At 41.9% G+C, this 19,040-nt stretch carries 19 protein-coding genes and 1 pseudogene; 11 read left to right on the top strand and 9 right to left on the bottom strand.

Going from position 1 to position 19,040, the window contains the following annotated elements; genetic code table 11:
• The 3 genes and pseudogenes from V7K48_RS30595 to V7K48_RS30585 form a co-directional block, all read right to left on the bottom strand.
• Positions 1–368 (bottom strand): annotated as a pseudogene (locus tag V7K48_RS30595) (hypothetical protein); the annotation flags it as partial.
• Positions 369–481: 113 nt separating this feature from the next.
• Complete coding sequence (locus tag V7K48_RS30590) at positions 482–1,261, bottom strand: intradiol ring-cleavage dioxygenase (protein WP_335078385.1); 780 nt, start codon at positions 1,259–1,261, stop codon at positions 482–484.
• Between the two features lie 75 nt (positions 1,262–1,336).
• Positions 1,337–1,609: a hypothetical protein gene (locus V7K48_RS30585; RefSeq protein ID WP_335078383.1), complete on the bottom strand. Its 273-nt coding sequence runs from the start codon at positions 1,607–1,609 to the stop codon at positions 1,337–1,339.
• 150 nt (positions 1,610–1,759) lie between these two features.
• On the opposite strand from V7K48_RS30585, the gene V7K48_RS30580 reads away from it, so the two are divergent.
• Together V7K48_RS30580 and V7K48_RS30575 are read left to right on the top strand one after the other, a co-directional pair.
• Positions 1,760–2,440: a response regulator transcription factor gene (locus V7K48_RS30580; RefSeq protein ID WP_335078403.1), complete on the top strand. Its 681-nt coding sequence runs from the start codon at positions 1,760–1,762 to the stop codon at positions 2,438–2,440.
• Complete coding sequence (locus tag V7K48_RS30575) at positions 2,440–3,990, top strand: ATP-binding protein (RefSeq protein WP_335078381.1); 1,551 nt, start codon at positions 2,440–2,442, stop codon at positions 3,988–3,990. Before V7K48_RS30580 ends, V7K48_RS30575 begins: the two co-directional genes overlap by 1 nt.
• Here V7K48_RS30575 and V7K48_RS30570 read toward each other — a convergent pair.
• Positions 3,979–4,143 (bottom strand): hypothetical protein, encoded by a 165-nt coding sequence (locus V7K48_RS30570; RefSeq protein ID WP_335078379.1) that lies wholly within the window; start codon positions 4,141–4,143, stop codon positions 3,979–3,981. The two genes, V7K48_RS30575 and V7K48_RS30570, sit on opposite strands and share 12 nt — an antisense overlap.
• A gap of 129 nt (positions 4,144–4,272) precedes the next feature.
• On the opposite strand from V7K48_RS30570, the gene V7K48_RS30565 reads away from it, so the two are divergent.
• The 3 genes from V7K48_RS30565 to V7K48_RS30555 all read left to right on the top strand — a co-directional run bounded on the left by V7K48_RS30565 (position 4,273) and on the right by V7K48_RS30555 (position 9,219).
• Complete coding sequence (locus V7K48_RS30565) at positions 4,273–4,743, top strand: NADAR family protein (protein ID WP_335078377.1); 471 nt, start codon at positions 4,273–4,275, stop codon at positions 4,741–4,743.
• A 554-nt stretch (positions 4,744–5,297) separates the two neighbouring features.
• Complete coding sequence (locus tag V7K48_RS30560) at positions 5,298–8,243, top strand: GAF domain-containing sensor histidine kinase (RefSeq protein WP_335078375.1); 2,946 nt, start codon at positions 5,298–5,300, stop codon at positions 8,241–8,243.
• Positions 8,244–8,448: 205 nt separating this feature from the next.
• A complete protein-coding gene (locus V7K48_RS30555; protein WP_335078373.1) occupies positions 8,449–9,219 on the top strand; it encodes a hypothetical protein in 771 nt (256 codons plus the stop codon).
• A gap of 77 nt (positions 9,220–9,296) precedes the next feature.
• On the opposite strand, the gene V7K48_RS30550 is transcribed toward V7K48_RS30555, so the two are convergent.
• Positions 9,297–9,485 carry a hypothetical protein gene (locus V7K48_RS30550; protein WP_273767980.1) on the bottom strand — a complete coding sequence of 63 codons (189 nt, stop codon included), beginning with the start codon at positions 9,483–9,485 and terminating at the stop codon, positions 9,297–9,299.
• A gap of 127 nt (positions 9,486–9,612) precedes the next feature.
• Between V7K48_RS30550 and V7K48_RS30545 the strand changes: the two genes are divergently transcribed.
• A complete protein-coding gene (locus tag V7K48_RS30545; RefSeq protein WP_335078371.1) occupies positions 9,613–9,990 on the top strand; it encodes a hypothetical protein in 378 nt (125 codons plus the stop codon).
• A gap of 282 nt (positions 9,991–10,272) precedes the next feature.
• Here V7K48_RS30545 and V7K48_RS30540 read toward each other — a convergent pair whose 3' ends face one another.
• Positions 10,273–11,127 (bottom strand): phosphate/phosphite/phosphonate ABC transporter substrate-binding protein, encoded by an 855-nt coding sequence (locus V7K48_RS30540; protein ID WP_335078370.1) that lies wholly within the window; start codon positions 11,125–11,127, stop codon positions 10,273–10,275.
• Positions 11,128–11,308: 181 nt separating this feature from the next.
• Here V7K48_RS30540 and V7K48_RS30535 point away from each other — a divergent pair, with 181 nt between their 5' ends.
• Positions 11,309–12,223, top strand: a complete 915-nt coding sequence (locus tag V7K48_RS30535) for a Tll0287-like domain-containing protein (RefSeq protein ID WP_335078368.1) — start codon at positions 11,309–11,311, stop codon at positions 12,221–12,223.
• Between the two features lie 104 nt (positions 12,224–12,327).
• Here V7K48_RS30535 and V7K48_RS30530 read toward each other — a convergent pair whose 3' ends face one another.
• On the bottom strand, positions 12,328–13,707 hold the full coding sequence (locus V7K48_RS30530; RefSeq protein WP_335078366.1) for a serine/threonine-protein kinase: 1,380 nt from the start codon (positions 13,705–13,707) through the stop codon (positions 12,328–12,330).
• A 291-nt stretch (positions 13,708–13,998) separates the two neighbouring features.
• Between V7K48_RS30530 and V7K48_RS30525 the strand changes: the two genes are divergently transcribed.
• Positions 13,999–15,669, top strand: coding sequence for an ABC transporter ATP-binding protein (locus tag V7K48_RS30525; RefSeq protein ID WP_335078363.1), 1,671 nt, complete (start codon positions 13,999–14,001; stop codon positions 15,667–15,669).
• A gap of 266 nt (positions 15,670–15,935) precedes the next feature.
• On the top strand, positions 15,936–16,715 hold the full coding sequence (locus tag V7K48_RS30520) for a DUF3598 family protein (RefSeq protein ID WP_335078361.1): 780 nt from the start codon (positions 15,936–15,938) through the stop codon (positions 16,713–16,715).
• Positions 16,716–17,001: 286 nt separating this feature from the next.
• Here the strand turns inward: V7K48_RS30520 and V7K48_RS30515 are convergent, their stop codons facing one another.
• Complete coding sequence (locus V7K48_RS30515; protein ID WP_335078359.1) at positions 17,002–17,481, bottom strand: hypothetical protein; 480 nt, start codon at positions 17,479–17,481, stop codon at positions 17,002–17,004.
• A 145-nt stretch (positions 17,482–17,626) separates the two neighbouring features.
• Positions 17,627–18,073 (bottom strand): hypothetical protein, encoded by a 447-nt coding sequence (locus tag V7K48_RS30510; RefSeq protein WP_335078358.1) that lies wholly within the window; start codon positions 18,071–18,073, stop codon positions 17,627–17,629.
• 183 nt (positions 18,074–18,256) lie between these two features.
• On the opposite strand from V7K48_RS30510, the gene V7K48_RS30505 reads away from it, so the two are divergent.
• Both V7K48_RS30505 and V7K48_RS30500 read left to right on the top strand, forming a co-directional pair.
• On the top strand, positions 18,257–18,502 hold the full coding sequence (locus V7K48_RS30505; protein ID WP_334770116.1) for a UPF0175 family protein: 246 nt from the start codon (positions 18,257–18,259) through the stop codon (positions 18,500–18,502).
• Positions 18,499–18,987: a DUF3368 domain-containing protein gene (locus V7K48_RS30500; protein ID WP_335078355.1), complete on the top strand. Its 489-nt coding sequence runs from the start codon at positions 18,499–18,501 to the stop codon at positions 18,985–18,987. Before V7K48_RS30505 ends, V7K48_RS30500 begins: the two co-directional genes overlap by 4 nt.
• Positions 18,988–19,040 lie beyond the last annotated feature (53 nt).

Below are 19,040 nucleotides of genomic sequence, written 5' to 3'. Positions count from 1 at the left end.
TTTGGAGGATTGGCAGGGACTCCTAAGGCAGCCTTTAACTGTGCTTCTGTAACTCCTAACTTTGCCGCAGCCGCCTTAAAATCAGGTCTGGGTGGACGCTGATTGCGATCGCCTGGATTTGGAGGATTGGCAGGGACTCCTAAGGCAGCCTTTAACTGTGCTTCTGTAACTCCTAACTTTGCCGCAGCCGCCTTAAAATCAGGTCTGGGTGGTCGCCGCTGTCCTTCTGGTGGTTGGTTAGGCGGTAGTTGCGCCTGTGCAATTTGATGGAATTGATTAGCGGCATTTGCTTGATTGAATGAAATAAAACCAAATGTGCCAACTAAAACAGGTATCGCTGTCACGACTAAGACTCGACGAATATTCATAATCAACATCCAAAAGATAGATTGTTTACATTTCTGATTCAACTAACCCAAAATTACACTTCACCCTGCTTCGGAATTACAGTTGTGTAATTTTTGTCATTTAAGCCCTAAAATCACGTAATCCTCAACCCAATATCAAAAGTTGCTGCATAACCTTGTCCATTCTTGGTGAGCTTGAGCACCATTTGATCGCCATCACCTTGAAAAATTCCGTCATCAGCATTCTTCTGCGTGCGCTGTCCCTTGCTGGCATAGGGTGTCTGGGTATGTACCTGATCAGTGATCGAGTCATCAAAATATAGCTGCGACGTAAACTCATAAGGCTGCCCTGATGTCCCATCCGTGCGAACCTTAAAGTGAATATGGACGGTTCTGCCTTGATACCAACCAGGGTAAATGGTTGTGAACTGCACAGTTCCATTCGCATTGCTTACTTGATAGCCGCGCAAGAACTTTTGGCCGACGGTACTAAAACTTCGGTCTTTCACATCCGAATAGACACCCAGTGCGTCACAGTGCCAAACATCTATGATCGCACCTGCAAGTGGTGTACAGCCAGTACTGCCAATTTGAGAAACTTGCAGTGTCAGATGGAGTGGCACACCGTCTTTCACCGAACCATCCGCCGGATCGGAACGGATATCGGAGCGGTTGAGCTTCTCATCCACAAAATAAGGGCCTTCAGTCTGTTCTGGACTAACGACACAAGCAGGCAACGTAGCAGAATTGGCCGCAGATGAGCTGTCTCCAGCTACACTCGACTTTGCTTGGGTAGAACTAGACTTTCTTGGTATGCATCCAACCACAAGTATTGCCGTTCCGGCTGCCCTAAATAGAGCAAGTACATCTCTTCGACTGAAAATCAGACCTAATTGACGATTTTTATTGTTCATGATCACAGTCCACCCTGTTTTTTAATTAATTGCGATCGCAGTAGTTTGGCGAGGCGAAATTCAAGGGCGCTTCAATTAACGGTTATTGTGTCCGATACGATTTTGACCTGCACCCTGATTCTGAGGTTGGGGAGGACGTTTTTTCTGCTGTGGGCGTGGTCGCCGATGCTTGACCTGTGGTTTGTCATCAGGTCTTTGTGATTCATTCTGCGGTCTTTGGGGCTGTTGTGAAATCTCTGCGTTCCAATGAGATGGATTAGCGGCATTTGCCTGATTGGGTGCAATGAAACCGAATGTACCAATCACAAAAGGAATCGCTACTACAGCTAACACTCGACGAATATTCATCAAAATCAACCTTCAAAAGGTAGGGTGTTGATATTTCTAATTGAGCCACCTCAAAATTACAGCTTGCCTATTTTCTAAATTACAGTTTTGTAATTTAAACAAAAAAATAATCAATTTAAAATGGAACAATATGTGAAGTAATAAATGCTTGTGAACGTTCTGTTTGTCGAAGATGAAGTGAAAATTGCTAACTTTGTCCGGGCTGGACTGAAGGAGCAAGGATTTGTTGTAGACTATTGCGATAACGGTGATGAAGGATATCTGCGAGCATTAGACAACGAATATGATGTGATTGTACTCGACATTATGGTGCCGGGAAAAGATGGACTATCGATTCTGAAACTATTACGGCGGCAAGGTCGGAATGCTCCGGTAATTTTGTTAACGGCTCGGAATGAACTAGACGATCGCTTGTCAGGGCTAAATTTGGGAGCCGATGACTATATCGCTAAACCGTTTTTTGTGGAAGAATTAGCGGCTCGAATTCATGCCGTTGTCCGCCGGAGTGTGAGCGAGCGCCAAAATCTGCTTTGCGTTGGGCCCCTCAAACTCGATCGCATCACCAGGGAAGTCACTTGCAATCACCAGGCGATAGAACTCACCAGCCGCGAGTTTAATCTTCTGGAGTATCTCATGCGCTCTCCCGGACGGGTCTTCACCCGTACCCAAATTCTGGAACACGTTTGGGGCTATGACTTTAACCCTAACACCAACGTCGTGGATGTTTGTATTCAGCGAATTCGGAAAAAGATTGACCCCATTGATCAAGCAGTCTGGATTGAAAGCATTCGAGGGGTTGGATACCGGTTTCGTAAGCCAGACCCTTGCTGATGAAACTCCCTTCATTTCGACTCCGGATTGCCCTGTTGTCTGCGGCTCTAGCTGGAAGCACATTAGTCGGGTTTGGCGCAGTTTCCTGGTTTCAAATTTACAATGCTAAGATTAGCCGCCTTGATGCAGAACTGTTAAATCAATTGATGCGGGCAACTCCGAACTTGCCTCAACGGGGGGAACCTCCCAAAGTTCTGAGCAAAGGAAGACTTTTAGACAACTCTATGCACGGCAGCTCTCTGCGCTCACCCGATCGCTGGCGATGGCAGTTTTACGAAGACTCATTATCCTATGCCTTCACAAGCAATACAAAAACCCCCATTGCCATACTGGTGCTTGATCCAAACGGCAACATACTTTATGAATTCAACTCCCTACCTGCCGACCTTGAGGTGAATCGTCTGCTGGTTGGGCGTCTCCAGTTGATACCTTTGCCACCGCCGCCCAACAGAGAACCACCACCTTTACCCGCCATTACAAATCCATCCTTCGAGCGGCCACCTCTAATTCGTCCCCCCCCGCCTCAATTTGTCACTGAGCAGACAGCAATAACAGCTTGGCGGATTGGGGCAGCTAATTTTCCCAATGTTCGGGTTGCCATTGCCGTTAGCCTACAAGTCGTCAATCAAGAGATGGCTACCATTCGCAATATCTTCCTGGTTTCAATTCCGGGAGCGCTCCTGCTGGTTGCGGTCGGAGCATGGTTGGTTTCTGGTCGTGCTTTGCGTCCCATTCGGCAATTAACGGGCGTCATTCAACAGGTAACTGTCAAAGGGCTAGATCAACGGATTCCGATTGGGACAACTGATGTTGAATTTGCCCTGCTGATTCAGGTGTTTAACCAAATGCTGGAACGCTTGGAACGCAGTTTTACCCAAGCTTCCCGCTTTAGTGGTGACGCAGCTCATGAACTGAAAACCCCACTGACTATTTTGCAAGGCGAACTGGAACGAACACTGCAACAGGTCGATCCCGGAAGTGAAGTGCAACAGCGCTTGAGCAACCTGTTGGATGAGGTGCGCCGCCTAAGTGGAATTATCCGGAAACTCTTGCTGCTATCTCTGGCAGATGCGGGAAAAATGAGCTTGTATCTGGTTGAGGTGGATATGTCTGAGTTACTCATGGAGATGCTAGAAGATGTGGAAATGCTAGCTCCTCACTTGACTGTGCAAACTGACTTCACTGATGGGCTGCGCTTACTGGGCGATCGCGATCTCCTGATTCAAGTTTTGCAAAACCTGTTTAGTAATGCCATCAAATACAATCTCGCCAACGGCTGGATACAAATTCGCGCTGATCAAACTCCAACAACTCTCCACATCACCATTGCCAATGCATCCCAAGATATTCCACTAAGCGATCTTAATCGCATTTTTGACCGCTTCTATCGCGGTGATCCCTCACATACCCGCAAAGTAGAAGGAATCGGACTGGGACTCAGCCTAGCCCGTGAAATTGCCAGGGCACATCATGGTGACCTCACCCTTGATCAGACATCTTTTGGTCAAACAGCGTTCACCCTCACCTTACCGATGAAGTTACAGAATTGAGCGATCGCTCGGTTGAAGGTTGAGAATTTTTATAAGTCGTTGGAAAGAATCCCCAGTGATATAAACCGAGATAAAATCTGTTTGATAAGTTCGGTTTTGGGTTGCGAGTGCGAGCGATCCGTCTATTGACCAAAATTCACCCCTTTGAGTCATTCCTGGGTATCAATGGTAAACCCATGATTGAATATCAGGTCTGTTATTAACCCTTCATACAAATGAATGGTTTTGAAATCTAAAACTTTCAGCTACTCTAAAGTTGATATATAAAAGAGCAATTTTCAAATGACCATTTACTTTTATAAGGTTTGGCAGCCTTATGGCTGTTTTTCTAACTTTTCTCCCCACGAAATCCACATCCAGGGTACTTACTGGCCAACGGTTGAGCATTATTATCAAGCGCAAAAGTTTGTCGGCAGCATAGATGCGGTAATTATACCCCTGATCCATGCCGCCACCACCCCAGAAGAAGCTGCCGCTTTGGGAAGATGTAGCACTCGCCAACTCCGTCGAGACTGGGATTTGGTCAAAACTCAAATTATGCGAGAAGCTTTACTGAAAAAATTTCTCACTCATACTGATATTAGAGAAGTTCTTCTGAGGACAGGCGATGAGATTTTGGTTGAAAACTCCCCAACCGATTCTTTTTGGGGCTGTGGTGCTAATAAAGCAGGTCAAAACTATCTCGGTAAAACTCTCATGAGTGTGCGTGAAGAAATCCGGAATTTACTATCTTTAACGGTAATTTACGAATAATTTCAGCAAAATACTTACATTTAACATAAAATCAGCAATTACACGGGGAATAGTAAAATTCCCCAGCCCAAAATCTGGGAATAAGTTGCCAATAATTTAGTTATTTCTTTGAAAAAATCTTAATTAATTGAATTATCGGCAAAAATGGAAAAAAATATGTTTTTTTCAAGCAATTATCAAGGCATTAATTTGGGTGATATCACTGAAATAGTTTGATGATTGAGAATATAAAATTAATGAGTATGTCTGATTAAGATTTTCTCTATTTTAGACTAGAGAGGATGTTTGGAAAGTATTTGCTGATATATCAAAGGGTTTGAGATTCTCCTAAATAAACTTTATAAAGCTAGAGGAATCAAGCAAAATATCTGATACTTCTTAAATATCCTTTAATCCTATTTCCCAAAATATTTGCAACAGATGTACGCTCCTAGCAACGCATTCGTAGCAATAATTTGGCGAAATGAGATGAAAATCAAGGCATTGGAAATTGAAAATTCTCATCAGGGACAATTATAAAAAAAATTATACTTCAGTCATAGTGTATATAAACAATGACATTTACCGATAAACTAAACGAGTTGCAGCCAAGCTTAGACCAAGAAAGTTTACTGCACCGGATGATCAAACATATCAGGCGATCGCTCGACCTCCAAGAGATATTAACGACTACCGCTAGCCAAGTGCGTTTATTTTTGGATGTAGATCGGGTAAAAATATATCGCTTTGATGCTGATGATAGTGGTGAAGTCATTGCTGAATCTATTCATGAGCACCGTCTGCCATCCTTATTGGGGCAATGCTTCCCAGCTGATGATATTCCACAAGAAGCTAGGGATATGTTTCTGTTAGCGCAGCAACGTTCGATTGTGGATGTGGTAAACCAGAAGATCGGGCTATCGCCTCTACAGTCAAAAGAAACTGGCAAACGCCTACAAACTAATATCTACTATCGGCAGGTAGACCCGTGCCATCTTCTATACCTAAATGCAATGGGTGTGCAGTCTTCGTTGATAGTGCCAATTTTAGATTCCGACCCACAAGAACAATCGGCAAAGCCTAAATTGTGGGGATTGTTGGTATGTCACCACAGTGAACCGCGAAAGATTTTGAAGCGGGAACTGAAAGTATTGCAGCAAGTTACTGACCAGGTAGGGAGTGCGATCGCTCAAAGTAATCTACTCACCGCAGCCCGCACCAAGCAAGAGCAAGAAGCTACTATTAACCGAGTTACCACACTATTACATAAACTACCGACAATCCAATTGCAGGCAGCGCTAAAAGAAGTTATTACTGCCTTCGCTGGAATAGGTGGCAGGCTTTACATTGAACAGAGTCGGGAACTATACACTTGGGGCGACCAACCGACACTGCCTTACGAGTTAGATAACAGTATTATCGAACAGCATCCCATCTGGCAAAAGTGGATGGCTGAGTGTAAACAAGGTAATATTTGGACAACTGCCGACCTCTATAAAGAACCACATTTACGAGTTTTGGCTTTAGCATTCCGTTCTACTCAAATTCGTGGACTCATGGTGATTCCCCTACATTACCGCGAAAAATTTATTGGTGTATTAAGCATTTTTCGCTCTGAATTTAAAACGGAAATCTTATGGGCGGGACGATGTGATCAAAATCGGCGACAACTGTTACCCCAGCTTTCCTTTGAGCTTTGGCGAGAGCAAAGAAAGGGACAAGCAGCTGAGTGGAAACCGGAAGAAATCTTATTGGCACAAGCCTTATACGAGCATTTCTCAATGGCAATTCAGCAGCAGCAAATGTACAAACAGGTACAATCCCTCAATGCCAACCTAGAACTGCGGGTGCAAGAGCAAACTGCTGAACTCGAAAAATCATTACTGCTTACCAAACTACTCAAGCAAGTCACAGAGCATATTCGCCGCACATTAGACTTGCAGACAACCCTGCAAACTATCGTTCGGGAAGTCCGTCCCCTGCTAAATTCAGACCGAGTGCTGATTTTCCAACTGAAGAATAAATCGGTGATTGTGGAAGAAATTAATGGCAATTGGCAGTCAGTTTTGGGAGTGAATGCACCACCGGAATGCTTTCCTGATGAGTATACTCGTCTATACTGTCAGGGCAGAATAAGGGCAATTGACAACGTTTCAACGGCTTCTTTAACTGATTGTCATCGCGAGTTTTTGCAGAGTCTGCAAGTGCAAGCAAACTTAATAGTTCCAATTAGTATGGGTGTGGAACTATGGGGCTTACTAATTGCCCATGAGTGCAAGGCTCCCAGAAATTGGCAGGATGCAGAAATTGATTTACTGCAACAGCTAGGAGATCAGGCTGCGATCGCCATTCAACAAGCGCAACTCTACGAACAAACCTGTGATGCCGAAACTGAAGCCAGAAATCAAGCTACCCAGTTAGAGCATACCTTACATCAACTCCAAGAAACACAGACAAAATTGATTCAGACCGAAAAAATGTCTGGCTTAGGACAGTTGGTGGCGGGTGTCGCCCACGAAATCAACAACCCCGTTAACTTTATTTACGGTAACCTGTGCCATGCCAGTGACTACAGCGAACAACTGCTAGAAATTTTACGTCTTTACCAGCGACACTATCCCTATCCCCATAATGAAATTCACACCGCGATCGAAGCGATCGATTTTGAATTTTTAATAGAAGACCTCCCAAAAATCATCACCTCAATGCAAGTAGGAACCGATCGCATCCGCTCAATAGTGCTGTCATTACGCAATTTTTCTCGCTTGGATGAGGCTGAAAACAAGCGTGTTGACTTGCATGAAGGCATTGACAACACCTTATTGATTTTGCAACATCGACTGAAAGCAAATGCTGGATTTCCACGCATTGAGGTAATCAAAAACTATGGCAACATACCACAGGTGGAGTGCTATGCCGGCCAAATGAATCAGGTATTCATGAATATTCTCAGCAATGCCATAGATGCCCTGGTAATGGAGACTGAGGACTGGCGACTGGGGACTGGGGACAAGGGGGACAAGGAGAATAATCCATCCCCAATACTTCGGCAATCCTCAGTACAAGTGCCCAATGACGCCAGTTACTTCAACTCTGGAAACCTCCCGAAGTTTGGAGCGGATAGCGCAGCCTCAACTCTACCAGAGGCTGTGCCAACGAGTCTGCGAGCGTCGGAAGCCTCCGTAACAACTCTGGGCAAAGCACTGGCTCCCCAATGCTCAATGCCCACTATCCACATTTCTACTAAAATCTCAGCAGACAACTCTCGTCTGTTGATTTCTATTAGTGACAATGGCCCTGGAATGACTCAAGAGGTGAAAAAGCGAATTTTTGACCCATTTTACACTACCAAACCTGTGGGCAAGGGTACAGGACTGGGACTGGCAATTAGCTATCAGATTATTGTCGAAAAACATGGTGGAATAATGGAGTGCATTTCAGAACCTGGCAAAGGTACAGAGTTCTGGATTGAGATTCCCATCAAGGCTCCAGCCACTATTTCCTCAAATATGGAAGATTAGGGGGCGCTGTAACTGATTTTCATTACTTGTTTACAGAAGCGATGAAAGTTAGTACATCCCTGGCTAGGATAAACAAGGGGAAGAGATAGTTCAGCGAGTAGAGGATTGGGTGTTGTTGTGTTTAAAGAGAAGTCTGAGATCGGGCCTCCTCTGGGTGTAAGATTATACGAAGTTGAATAGCGAGAAACAGTTGAAATAGCGCCTTATGTCAATTATTGCGCTCAGAGCCTGGTATCTACAGGATTACGAGCCGATTCCAGAACTGGAAAAACGTCCACCAGACATTCGCTTAAGCAAAAAAAGCCTGCTGAAATCGGCATTGCGAGCAGACTTTTTGGAAGAAAGTGACGAAGTTAACAAATCAACTTGGTTTGGGCGCTATCTGGAAGGGGAAAATATTGAATTTTATATTGAAGGTAGTGGTGGCTATTGCGTAGCTAACATTGACTTAATTAGTCATGAAATTTATTTCACCAAGCAGGCGGTGTTGGCTCAGTTAGAACCAACGATTTTTTTATCTTATCAAACTGAGTATGCCGCAGCGACAAATATTCTAAGAGAAGAACTGCGAAAAAGTTTGGACAGTTTAAATTTGCGATCGCGCCTTCCTTTAACATTAGTAGAATCCTCTCGTCCCAGTGGTGCTACTTTACGAATTAACCGCACGATCATGCGAAAAATCCGTAGGAGTTTGTTATTTATAGCTGACACCACACCTATTGCTAGTATTGATAGTAAAGAAACCCGCCAATTAATTCCCAGTCCAAATGTCTGTATTGAGATTGGCTATGCCATTCAAAGTAAGCGGTCTGAACAGATTCTATTAGCGCACATGCAGCGCCCAGACTTTGAAGGGCAATTTCCCTTCGACTTACCCACACAGCAAATTTTGCAATTTCAAGACACCACAGAACTGAATAAAATCCTCACAGGAACCATTGAAAACCAGCTAGCACGATTCAAATTGTTTTTTTGAGCTTCAAGCTGAAATTTTTCTCAAAATAAAAGCTCCCTACTTATTAGAGAGCTTTTTATGTCTAGAGTTTTTTGGAATTATTTCTTTTTATCCTTATCTAGCTTCTCTTGGATAGCTTGACGGCAAAACTCTGGCGGGTCTTCTTGTGCCTTCACCTCTTCCTTCATCTTTTCAGTAGCACGAAAACTAATAGTAGCTGTCATGGGTTCCTCACCTTTTGGTTGTGCTGGCTCAAAATTCTGTGGGTTCCCTTTAGGATTAGGCATTGTTGAGAGATGTAAATAAGGCTTGATACTAATGTTTGCGAGAGAATAGAGTTTTAAATCGGTGAGTATATTGTCTGGAAAACTTGTAACTCACCGATACCACTTTTACAAGAGGTAACTCTATTTTATGTTTACGCGTTCCGAGTTAGAAATCAAAACTATCAAAGAACTCAGTGAGCTATGCTTACGCTACGGCATCAAACCAACTGGGAATAAAGGGTACAAAACCTCATGGATTACATCTTTGATGGTATTCCCTCGAATGGCGTTATCTCAATTTGAGGCAGGTAAAGGGTTAAAACCTCCTACCTTTGCTTTTATGCAAGCACTGAGTAACGCTATAGATGAAATGAATGCTCCTACAGATGAGCAAGCAGCGCTCATCAAAATTACGATGGAAGGGAGAATCATGAATTACCCAGATAGGTATACTCAAGAGAAGTTGTTAGCTTTGCATAAAGCGAAAATGTATCTTGAAATGGCTATTGGGTTACTGAGTCAGTAATCATCCCTTAATCTCTGTCAGTTAACTCCCTTCATCCTAGAGGGGAGTTTTTTGTGAGTGCCTTTAGGATTGCTATACTTGCATTTTTTCACACAATTAAATCGATTTTGAGTATTACAGCAGATTGCAACTTCTCTTCTTAGGCTACGCCAAGGTGAGGTACAGATTATCGTAGGGGCACAACATGTTGTGTCCCTACACCGTGTACTTCATTTTCCTGCGATACGCTGTATTTGAGGATTTAAACAAAAGTAAACGCTAAAAAGGTTGATTTTACGTTGATTAAAATAAACGAACAGGTTTTTTTTGTAGTTGAGAACTAATTGAGCTTATCCGATCAACCACAGAAATCATGTATTTGTAATCTGGTACTTGTCCATTGGGTACATACCCCACTTCTTGAGCTAAACCTGAAGGCGAATCACTCATCACTTTGCGGATGAACTCCTGACGGTTACGTTCTACATTAGGTCCAATCAAGACCACACCTAATGGTACATAGTGAAGGTCTTTAAATAGCACGCGGAATTCGGTTGGGCCCAATTGTGAACCGAAGAGACTCAATTCAGCCTCCGAGACAGCACAGGCGATCGCTTTTCCTTGAGCTACCAATTCCAGCGCAGCTTTGGGTGTGGGTGCAAACAGTATGTCAGCCAGTGTTGTACCAAAAAGATTGTAAAGTGGAAAATAATATCCTGTTGCTGAACCTAACTGACCTAAAGCCACTGTTTGACCTTGTAGCTGTTTCAACTCGCTTATCGGATTGTCTTTGCGAACAACGAAGATGGAACGCAAATTATTAATGCCTATTAAAGGAAATAGGGGAACATATTGGTAGCGGGCGATCGCAATAGCCGCTAAACCCGGTGGAGCAAATACCAATGACCAAGCACGAGCCTCAAGGCGCTCAACCGCTCTATTTTCATTAAAAACAGGCTCTAGCTGAATATATGCATTTGTCTTTTCACCCAAGTAAGTATTAAATTTAGCATATTGCTTAATTATCTGTTCGCCTCCACCATAGTTGATAACACCAACAGTTAAAGTGCCCTCAAACTCCTTTGGTGATTGGCAAGCAGCAAATGTAAAGCCTAACAGATGAAACAGAAATAAACGACGGGGAAATCGCAAAAACATCACTAATTATGGTTAAATAAATAACTTGGCTTTCAGGACTAATTCAGATAAGTTTGACTGCTACTTAAATAGGTGATATTGCCACAAAAAATTAATATTTATTTAAATATTGTGGAAATGTTTTCTAACAGGTATAAATAAATATTAGACAAACTTAGATACCACCTTCGTTGCTTAGGTTATGTTAAACAACATTACGTTAAAAAACTTAAAAATAGGTGCTAAATTTAACTTACTTTTAATATTAGTTTTCATAGTCAGTATTGTGGGAAGTGGCGTCGCCTTATCCAGTGTACTTCAAGGGAGAGCGCAAAATGAAGTGGCTTCTCAAGCACAGACTCTGATCCAAATGGTGAACGCAGTTAGAGATTATACACAAAATCGGATAGTTCCTCTATTGGAACCTAGAATAGATACTAACCCAACGTTCATTCCTGAAGTAGTACCAACTTTTTCCTCTAAAGAGGTTTTTGAGAATTTTCGTAAAAAGCCGGAATATAAAAACTTTTTTCATAAGGATGCAACACTTAATCCAACCAATTTAGCAGATAAAGCCGATAGTTTTGAAACTCAACTTGTAGAGCGTTTTCGCAACGAACCGAAGACTCTAGAAATTACTGGTTTTCGCACCTTGTCAGAAGGCGAAGTATTTTATATTGCCCAACCACTCAAGATTACACAGCAGCAATGTCTGCAATGTCATACTACACCAGATCAGGCTCCTAAGAGTCAACTGGTAACTTATGGCTCGGAAAATGGTTTTGGCTGGAAACTGAATCAGATTGTTTCTGCCCAAATAATCTCTGTTCCCTCTCAAGAGATTTTTGCCAATGCCAAACGGACTTGGATATTGATAATGGGAATTTTAATTACTATCTTTGCGCTCGTACTTTTCTTAATTAACTTCTTAATCAAAAAATATGTGATTCAGCGGATCAGAAGAATAGAGAAAATCGCCCAAAAAGTTAGTATGGGTGATATGAACACTGATTTTGAAGAAAGCTCTAATGATGAAATTGGTGGGTTAGCAGAAGCATTTAATCGGATGAAAGCCAGCTTAAAAATAGCTATGGAGATGCTGAATAACCAAGGCTAAAACTATTTTGGATTTTAGATTTTGGATTTTAGATTAGGAATCAGTTAGCGCCAAAAACCTACAATTATCCTTAACCCAAGCTTGTTGCACCATAAGTAAAAAATTCAAGAAAGTAGACGTTGCTCAAATTGCAAAGCTTTTTGAGGTTCGGGAATTTGTGATGCTAAAACTTTCACAAATTCTGCACGAGAAATTTGTCCAGAAGACCTAACAGCTTTTTGGACTAAGAACGTAGCTATTGGGCCAATAAAATTAGCCAATTCCCGCTCACACTGATGCACAAAGCTATCGCTGATTACTTGAGACTCTTGACTTGGGAAATTATTTGACTTAATTTCATACTTAGCAGAAAGTTCCTGTGGTAAAGTAGGTTTCTCTAGTAGAAATATTGTTTTCTTCTTAAAATCAATTTGTTGATTTCCTCGAAGATGAAGACCCAATTGATTAATTAATTCTTCCGGGTTGGGCGCTGATACTGCAACTTGCCGTAGTAATCTTGAGGCAAGGGGGCCGACAAATTCCAAAAGAGTCGTTTCCAAGCGGCTGTAATTTTCTGGAGACAGAATAGAAGCAGGCGGGTACTCTATTGAGTTTTGTTGAGAAAGTGAGGTTTGAGGCGGTTGTGTAAAAGATGGTGGTTGAGGTAATTGTGCTTCTACTTTAGTATCCAAATGCTTAAGCACCTGTAGAACTTCAGCCGCAGACTGATAGCGCTGTTTAAAGTGGTGTAGCACCATCTTAGATAGCACAGATGCCAACTCAGAACTGACGTTAGCCCGATGCTGCCAAGAAATTTCTCCTGTATCTGGGTCTTCCTCAAAATTTATCGGATGTAACCCCGTCAGCGATTGAATAGCAATAATGCCCAAGGAATAAATATCGCTGTTGGGGCGGGGCTTACCTTGCCCCTGTTCTGTAGACATATATCCTGGGGTGCCAATGATAATAGTAGCCCCCATCTGCCCTAGAACTGTAAGCAGTTGAGTTTGGACTTGTTTAACTGCGCCAAAATCAATCAGCACTAACTTGCCGTCTTGTTGCCGCCTGATTATATTGTCTGGCTTGATATCTCGATGGATAACGTTGTGGCTGTGAATAAATTGCAGAATTCCCAACACCTGTTGGAGCAGTTGAATTACTTTCTCTTCTGTCCAAGGTTGATTAGGAAACAGTTCCGCTTTCAGAGTATGCCCTTCAATCAACTCTTGCACTAAGAAGAACTCTTGGTTGTCTTCAAAATAAGCTAAAAGCCGAGGAATCTGGTCATGGTTACCCAGTTGTTCTAGTGTTTCTGCCTCACTAGTAAATAGTCGTCTAGCAATTTCGAGAAATTCAGGGCTACGAGTGACGGGCTTAAGGTGTTTGACAACACATTTCGGGAAACCTGGCCGATGGGTATCTTGGGCTATGTAGGTTTGACCGAAGCCACCTCCACCTAAGACCTGGACGACTTGGTAACGTCCGTCTAATAATTGTCCTAACATTATGTCACTTGCCTAAGTCCTCAAATTAATCTTGGCACAACTACCAGCTTTGGGCTGGCTAGCGATACATGCATTAGGTTGATCCAATCTCAACGTCCTGATTGTAGAACTGTCCTGAACAGAGGCGATGCCTTCTGGTGCGTCCGCTGCGCGTAGCTTGCTTCTCCGTAGGGGTACGGCGGGCTACGCCGACAATAAAGATGTTTCCACAATAGTGGTCTAATACTAATCTGATAGACTATCTTAAATTTGAAATTATAAAAGCTGGTAGCTCAGGGCTGATAACTAATTATGAGTGAAGCCTTATTCTGTATCGAAAATCTGCAAGTTGCCTATCCTGGGCGGAGTGGAGAAGAAGCAAGCTGGGCGGTTGATGATGTATCTTTCAGCTTGCAACCAGGTCAAAGAATGGGATTGGTGGGAGAATCGGGTTGTGGTAAGTCAACTATTGGACGGGCAGTAATGCGTTTACTACCAGCCTCTAGTCGGGTTGAGGGACGGGTGACATTTCAAGGAAAGTCGGTGTTTGACTTGATACCTAACCAGTTGCGGAAGTTTCGGGGAGAAGCGATCGCATTAGTTTTTCAAGATCCTATGACACGCCTCGATCCGCTGATGACGATTGGTAAGCATTGTATCGAAACCCTTCAGGCGCACTCACCAGAATTATCAACGCGGCAAGCCAAAGAAAAAGCACTTGCTACCTTGGCAAAGGTGAATATTCCAGCTAGTCGCTGGAATCAGTATCCTCATGAGTTTAGCGGTGGAATGCGCCAACGGGTAGGGATCGCCTTAGCTTTACTCCTCAACCCCAAGTTGATTGTTGCTGATGAACCCACCACCAGTTTAGATGTCACCGTTTCCGCACAGATATTGCAAGAATTAACTCGCCTGTGCAGTGAAGAAAACATGGGATTGTTGCTGATTTCTCACGATTTAGCAATGGTGGCTGAGTATTGCAATCGCATTGGCGTCATGTACAACGGCAAGATGGTGGAAATGGGTTCTACAGAAACTGTATTTAGACATCCTGAACATGAATACACGCGATCGCTCTTAAAAGCAGCTTTACATATTCAAGCAGTAAAAGATAATGGAGAATTGATAATTGCCAATGACGCAGAAAAGCAATTACCGATTATTAATCATAAATCTCCAATTTTGAGTCTTACAGAACTCAAGCAATACTATACCATAGAACCTAACTTTATCGAACGACTGCTTAACACACAAGCGCAGACAATTAAGGCAGTAGATGGGATCAACCTGGATCTTTATTCCGGAGAAATTCTCGGCTTAGTCGGGGAATCAGGTTGTGGTAAAAGTACGTTATCACGAACAATCTTGCAACTAATTCGTCCTACTAGTGGCAAAGTTGAGTTTTTAGGACAAGATTTAACTAAATTGTCGCGTCAAGAAATTCGCTCCTCACGGCGGCAAATACAAATGGTTTTTCAAGATCCTCATGCTTGTCTCAATCCAGCGATGACAGTGGGACAAAGTATCGCTGACCCTTTATTTATCCACAATCTTGCCGATCCCGTTAAGGCAAAAGAACAGGTTTTGTTGATGTTAGAGAAAGTTGGGTTAACACCACCAAAAGTGTATTATGAGCGTTATCCATCAGATTTGTCTGGTGGACAACAGCAACGAGTTGCGATCGCTCGTGCTTTGATTACTCACCCGAAACTTTTGATCTGCGATGAACCAGTGAGTATGTTAGACGCCAGCGTCCAGTCGCAAGTGCTGGATTTGATGTTGCAATTAAAACAAGAGTTTGATTTAACTTATCTGTTCATAACTCATGACCTTTGGTTAGCAAGGTTTTTGTGCGATCGGATTGCCGTGATGAATAGCGGTAAAATTGTCGAACTCGGTCTGACAAAAAATATTTTTGCTAATCCTCAGCACCCTTATACCAAAACCTTACTAGCTGCTGCTCCGTTATTAGCACGCACGTGATATCATGTTCGCTAACACAACCAAGCAAGTAATAAATACTGCTTAATTGTCATGACTTGTAACCGCTAATTTACTTATATTGAATCTGCTGGAATCTCTAGGATTTATCGTCATAACTCCTCCAATTATTGAAATAGGTTGTTGTTAAATCCACGTTAAACCTGTGGTCGATTATCTTTTATAACACTAGCAATGAAAGCATAGCTTTTGCCCCTCAAACGACTTAATCTAGGGAAAAATTAGTTAATTAGCAGGTGAATAATTATATGGAATTAAAAGCACAAAACTGGAAAAATTTGACAGCAAACCATTTGTGCGACTGGCACGGTATTTGGACAAGATATTCCCCCCAAGGAGAAGTTACCGAGTCGTTTCGTAGTCTGAGAAGCTTTCAGAGCAATCCACAGCAGACAGAAATAGCTCACACTAATCGCTATATGTATGCTGATGGCACAATCAAGGAAGAAAGTTGGGAATATAATTTCGAGTCTAATAGCTTAGTTGATGGGGTTTTTCACCCTGCAAATCAGTGGATGAGGGGGTTGTTCTTTGAATCAGGTCATGCTGCTTGGGTGACAATGCAGTTAAAAATTGACTCCTTTTTTGCTGTTGAATTATTTTTCAAGGACGAGGAACTACGACATAGTGTCGGTATTGTTTACGATCAGCAAGGAGCTTTGTTCCGAACGGCGAACATTCGTGAAGATGCTACAGGTTTCCCTAGTAAACACTGGTCTAAAGAAATAGAACAGGTATCTGAAAGAAATCTGAGTGGCAATTGGCAAGGAACCTCCGTCACTATTACCCCCGATTTAAAGATTTCTGAGCCTGTACCAACTCAACTACACCCTAGTTGGGAAGGACAAAATACCTTCTTTTTACCTGACGGAGTTTCTATCAGTTGTCCAGATAAAGTGAGTGTTGGTACTCCTTTGATTTTGGCAGCGAATTGGCTGGTGACAGACTCCAAATTGCAACAATTGAGCGTCAAGTATGACGAGTCTGGCGCTTTTACTGCACTGACTCTGGAACTTTTCCACATTTGATGCTCCCGAATTGGTGGGCTTTGCCAATATAGCCAATTCAAAAATGAGCTGCGAATTAGGGACTTCCAAGAATAAATTACTCAAAAAAAATCAAGAGTTCACATTTAAAATTCTGAACTTTTAAAGGCAGACATCGCCTTTGCTAAACTAAATCTCTGGTTTAGGAATAATTTTAGAAATGCGTAAGCGTAGCCAGCCGTAGGCATCGCTCTATACTATTTTTTTTAATTTTATTGCTGTGAGCGCTCTCAAAATTAGTATAGGCGATCGCACTCTACTCTAATAATTAAATTGACTGTAACCACCCTAAAAAGTCTCGCGTACTTGCGACATATTTTTTTATTCCTGCTGCACCCAATATTTGTTTAATCTCTTTTGTACCAAAGTCTTTAGAATTTCCACTTAACAAAACTTTATGATCATCGGAAGATGTTTTGGCATGAGCAAGAATACAATGTAGAATTAAGTTATCTGTCGGATCAGGAATAAGTTGTTCATTAAGGCTGGTAATGAGTATAGATGATTCTAAATTTATTAATTCTACATTACTAGCAGCCCATTTCAAAACTTCAAAAAGGCGATTGTCAATATCATTAATCATTGCTTCATTATGAATTTTTACGGTTTGAAGAGAACGCAAAATTTCCGCAGAAGATTCAGAATTTATATTTCCTTTCAGTTCGTTTCTTTCTCTCTCTAACCTTTCTGTAAAACTATGTCTTCTTCTGCGTTCATCTTCTAGAACAGAAGAGATTCCATACAACAAATTGCAGGAATCACAATTTTAATTTGCGATATTTGCTCATTTATTTGAGGAAAAATTAAAACATCAGAATCTTTATCTTGGTTTTTAGCGAAACCAATGAAAAAGTTAGTTTCAAGATAAAGTATAGTCACTAGTTTTTCTACCCTTATGCTGCATCTGCCAGCTTTTGTACAAAATTTATTTGTTTTAACTCTTGTAATTTAGGAGGATTATCTGTTTTCCAGTTATATGCTAAATCTCTTAACCAACTCTCAACTAATATTTCTAGATAAGACTCCGAAATTCTCTTGTTTGCAAATTTGGAATCGTATTCAGACATAACTTCGTGAGTTGGGAAAGTGTAGAGAGTCTCTAGATTTTTCCCATCCCATTTAAAAAAAATAATGTTTTCAGGGGTAGCAATCATAGCATAAGGAACTATGACTTTATTATGTTCATGCTCGAACTTGAGAATTTCTTCTACTTTGGATTTAATATCTTCTTGAATGTCTCTTGATCTAATTTTTGATACTAAAAATTTTTGTCCATTTTTATTCCAACCTGTAATGTCTGATACCTCTATTGTTTGATCACTAAGTTTTTCAACGTCCATTTTTAAGATCCTTGTGACATTGACTATTTTAAACAGCATATTAATTATAGGTTATGGGCGATCGCTCTTTCCGCTATATCCTGGTGCAGTGCTTCAAACCATGATGAGACGATTTATTTACCTAATTATCACTTGGCGATGCCCAAGCTGCTTAGAATAGTAGTGATAGAGAGGATTATAATTATGAGCGTCGTCATTCCTAATGAAATATTAACTGCAACTCGGATGACTGAAGGCGAAATGAAGCAGGAAATTGCAGTGATGCTCTTTCAAAAAGAAAAGTTAACCCTTGCTCAAGCCAGCCGATTTGCAGGCATGAATCGTATAGCATTTCAGCATCTACTCGCAAGTCGTCAAATTTCAGTGCATTATGGGGTCGAGGATTTTGAACAAGATATAGAAAACTTGCGGGCGATGGGTAGACTGTGATCATTGTCAGTGATACTTCGCCCATTAATAACCTCGCCGCCATTAACTATCTTCATTTACTACAACAGCTTTATGGAACAGTCCTAATTCCTGAAGCTGTCTACCGAGAACTGACTGATCTCAACTTTCCAGTTGCAGGTGCAATTGAAGTCCAAACTTTTATCTGGATTCAAACTCGTCCAGTTCAAGATCGTATACTGGTTGAAGCACTCAGCAATGAACTGGATATTGGTGAAGCTGAAGCGCTCGCTCTAGCGCTGGAAATGAAAGCAGATCAAGTTTTGATTGATGAACGTCGTGGTCGCATGGTTGCAGCTAGGCTAAATCTTGGTTACACAGGGATTTTAGGAATCTTGGTTGAAGCTAAAAGTCAAAGGCTGATTTCTGCTGTGAAACCTTTGTTAGATGCACTGATTAACCAGGCGGGATTTTGGGTGGCGGAACCCTTATACAAGAGGGTTTTGCAGCTTGTTGATGAAAATTAAATGCGGCATAGACTTCCCAACTGAGCAGCAGTAGGCATTCTGAACATTTCTTT

It is taken from the genome of Nostoc sp. (genome assembly GCF_036919615.1).
Classification (GTDB): Bacteria; Cyanobacteriota; Cyanobacteriia; order Cyanobacteriales; family Nostocaceae; genus Nostoc.
This window is presented reverse-complemented; position numbering and strand designations above follow the sequence as displayed.

Excerpts from the sequence above, each read along its gene's own strand:
- V7K48_RS30590 (WP_335078385.1), bottom strand. The coding sequence starts at position 1,261 with ATGAACAATAAAAATCGTCAATTAGGTCTGATTTTCAGTCGAAGAGAT.
- V7K48_RS30585 (WP_335078383.1), bottom strand. The coding sequence starts at position 1,609 with ATGAATATTCGTCGAGTGTTAGCTGTAGTAGCGATTCCTTTTGTGATT.
- V7K48_RS30575 (WP_335078381.1), top strand. The coding sequence starts at position 2,440 with ATGAAACTCCCTTCATTTCGACTCCGGATTGCCCTGTTGTCTGCGGCT.
- V7K48_RS30570 (WP_335078379.1), bottom strand. The coding sequence starts at position 4,143 with ATGACTCAAAGGGGTGAATTTTGGTCAATAGACGGATCGCTCGCACTC.
- V7K48_RS30565 (WP_335078377.1), top strand. The coding sequence starts at position 4,273 with ATGACCATTTACTTTTATAAGGTTTGGCAGCCTTATGGCTGTTTTTCT.
- V7K48_RS30560 (WP_335078375.1), top strand. The coding sequence starts at position 5,298 with ATGACATTTACCGATAAACTAAACGAGTTGCAGCCAAGCTTAGACCAA.
- V7K48_RS30555 (WP_335078373.1), top strand. The coding sequence starts at position 8,449 with ATGTCAATTATTGCGCTCAGAGCCTGGTATCTACAGGATTACGAGCCG.
- V7K48_RS30550 (WP_273767980.1), bottom strand. The coding sequence starts at position 9,485 with ATGCCTAATCCTAAAGGGAACCCACAGAATTTTGAGCCAGCACAACCA.
- V7K48_RS30545 (WP_335078371.1), top strand. The coding sequence starts at position 9,613 with ATGTTTACGCGTTCCGAGTTAGAAATCAAAACTATCAAAGAACTCAGT.
- V7K48_RS30540 (WP_335078370.1), bottom strand. The coding sequence starts at position 11,127 with ATGTTTTTGCGATTTCCCCGTCGTTTATTTCTGTTTCATCTGTTAGGC.
- V7K48_RS30535 (WP_335078368.1), top strand. The coding sequence starts at position 11,309 with ATGTTAAACAACATTACGTTAAAAAACTTAAAAATAGGTGCTAAATTT.
- V7K48_RS30530 (WP_335078366.1), bottom strand. The coding sequence starts at position 13,707 with ATGTTAGGACAATTATTAGACGGACGTTACCAAGTCGTCCAGGTCTTA.
- V7K48_RS30525 (WP_335078363.1), top strand. The coding sequence starts at position 13,999 with ATGAGTGAAGCCTTATTCTGTATCGAAAATCTGCAAGTTGCCTATCCT.
- V7K48_RS30520 (WP_335078361.1), top strand. The coding sequence starts at position 15,936 with ATGGAATTAAAAGCACAAAACTGGAAAAATTTGACAGCAAACCATTTG.
- V7K48_RS30510 (WP_335078358.1), bottom strand. The coding sequence starts at position 18,073 with ATGGACGTTGAAAAACTTAGTGATCAAACAATAGAGGTATCAGACATT.
- V7K48_RS30505 (WP_334770116.1), top strand. The coding sequence starts at position 18,257 with ATGAGCGTCGTCATTCCTAATGAAATATTAACTGCAACTCGGATGACT.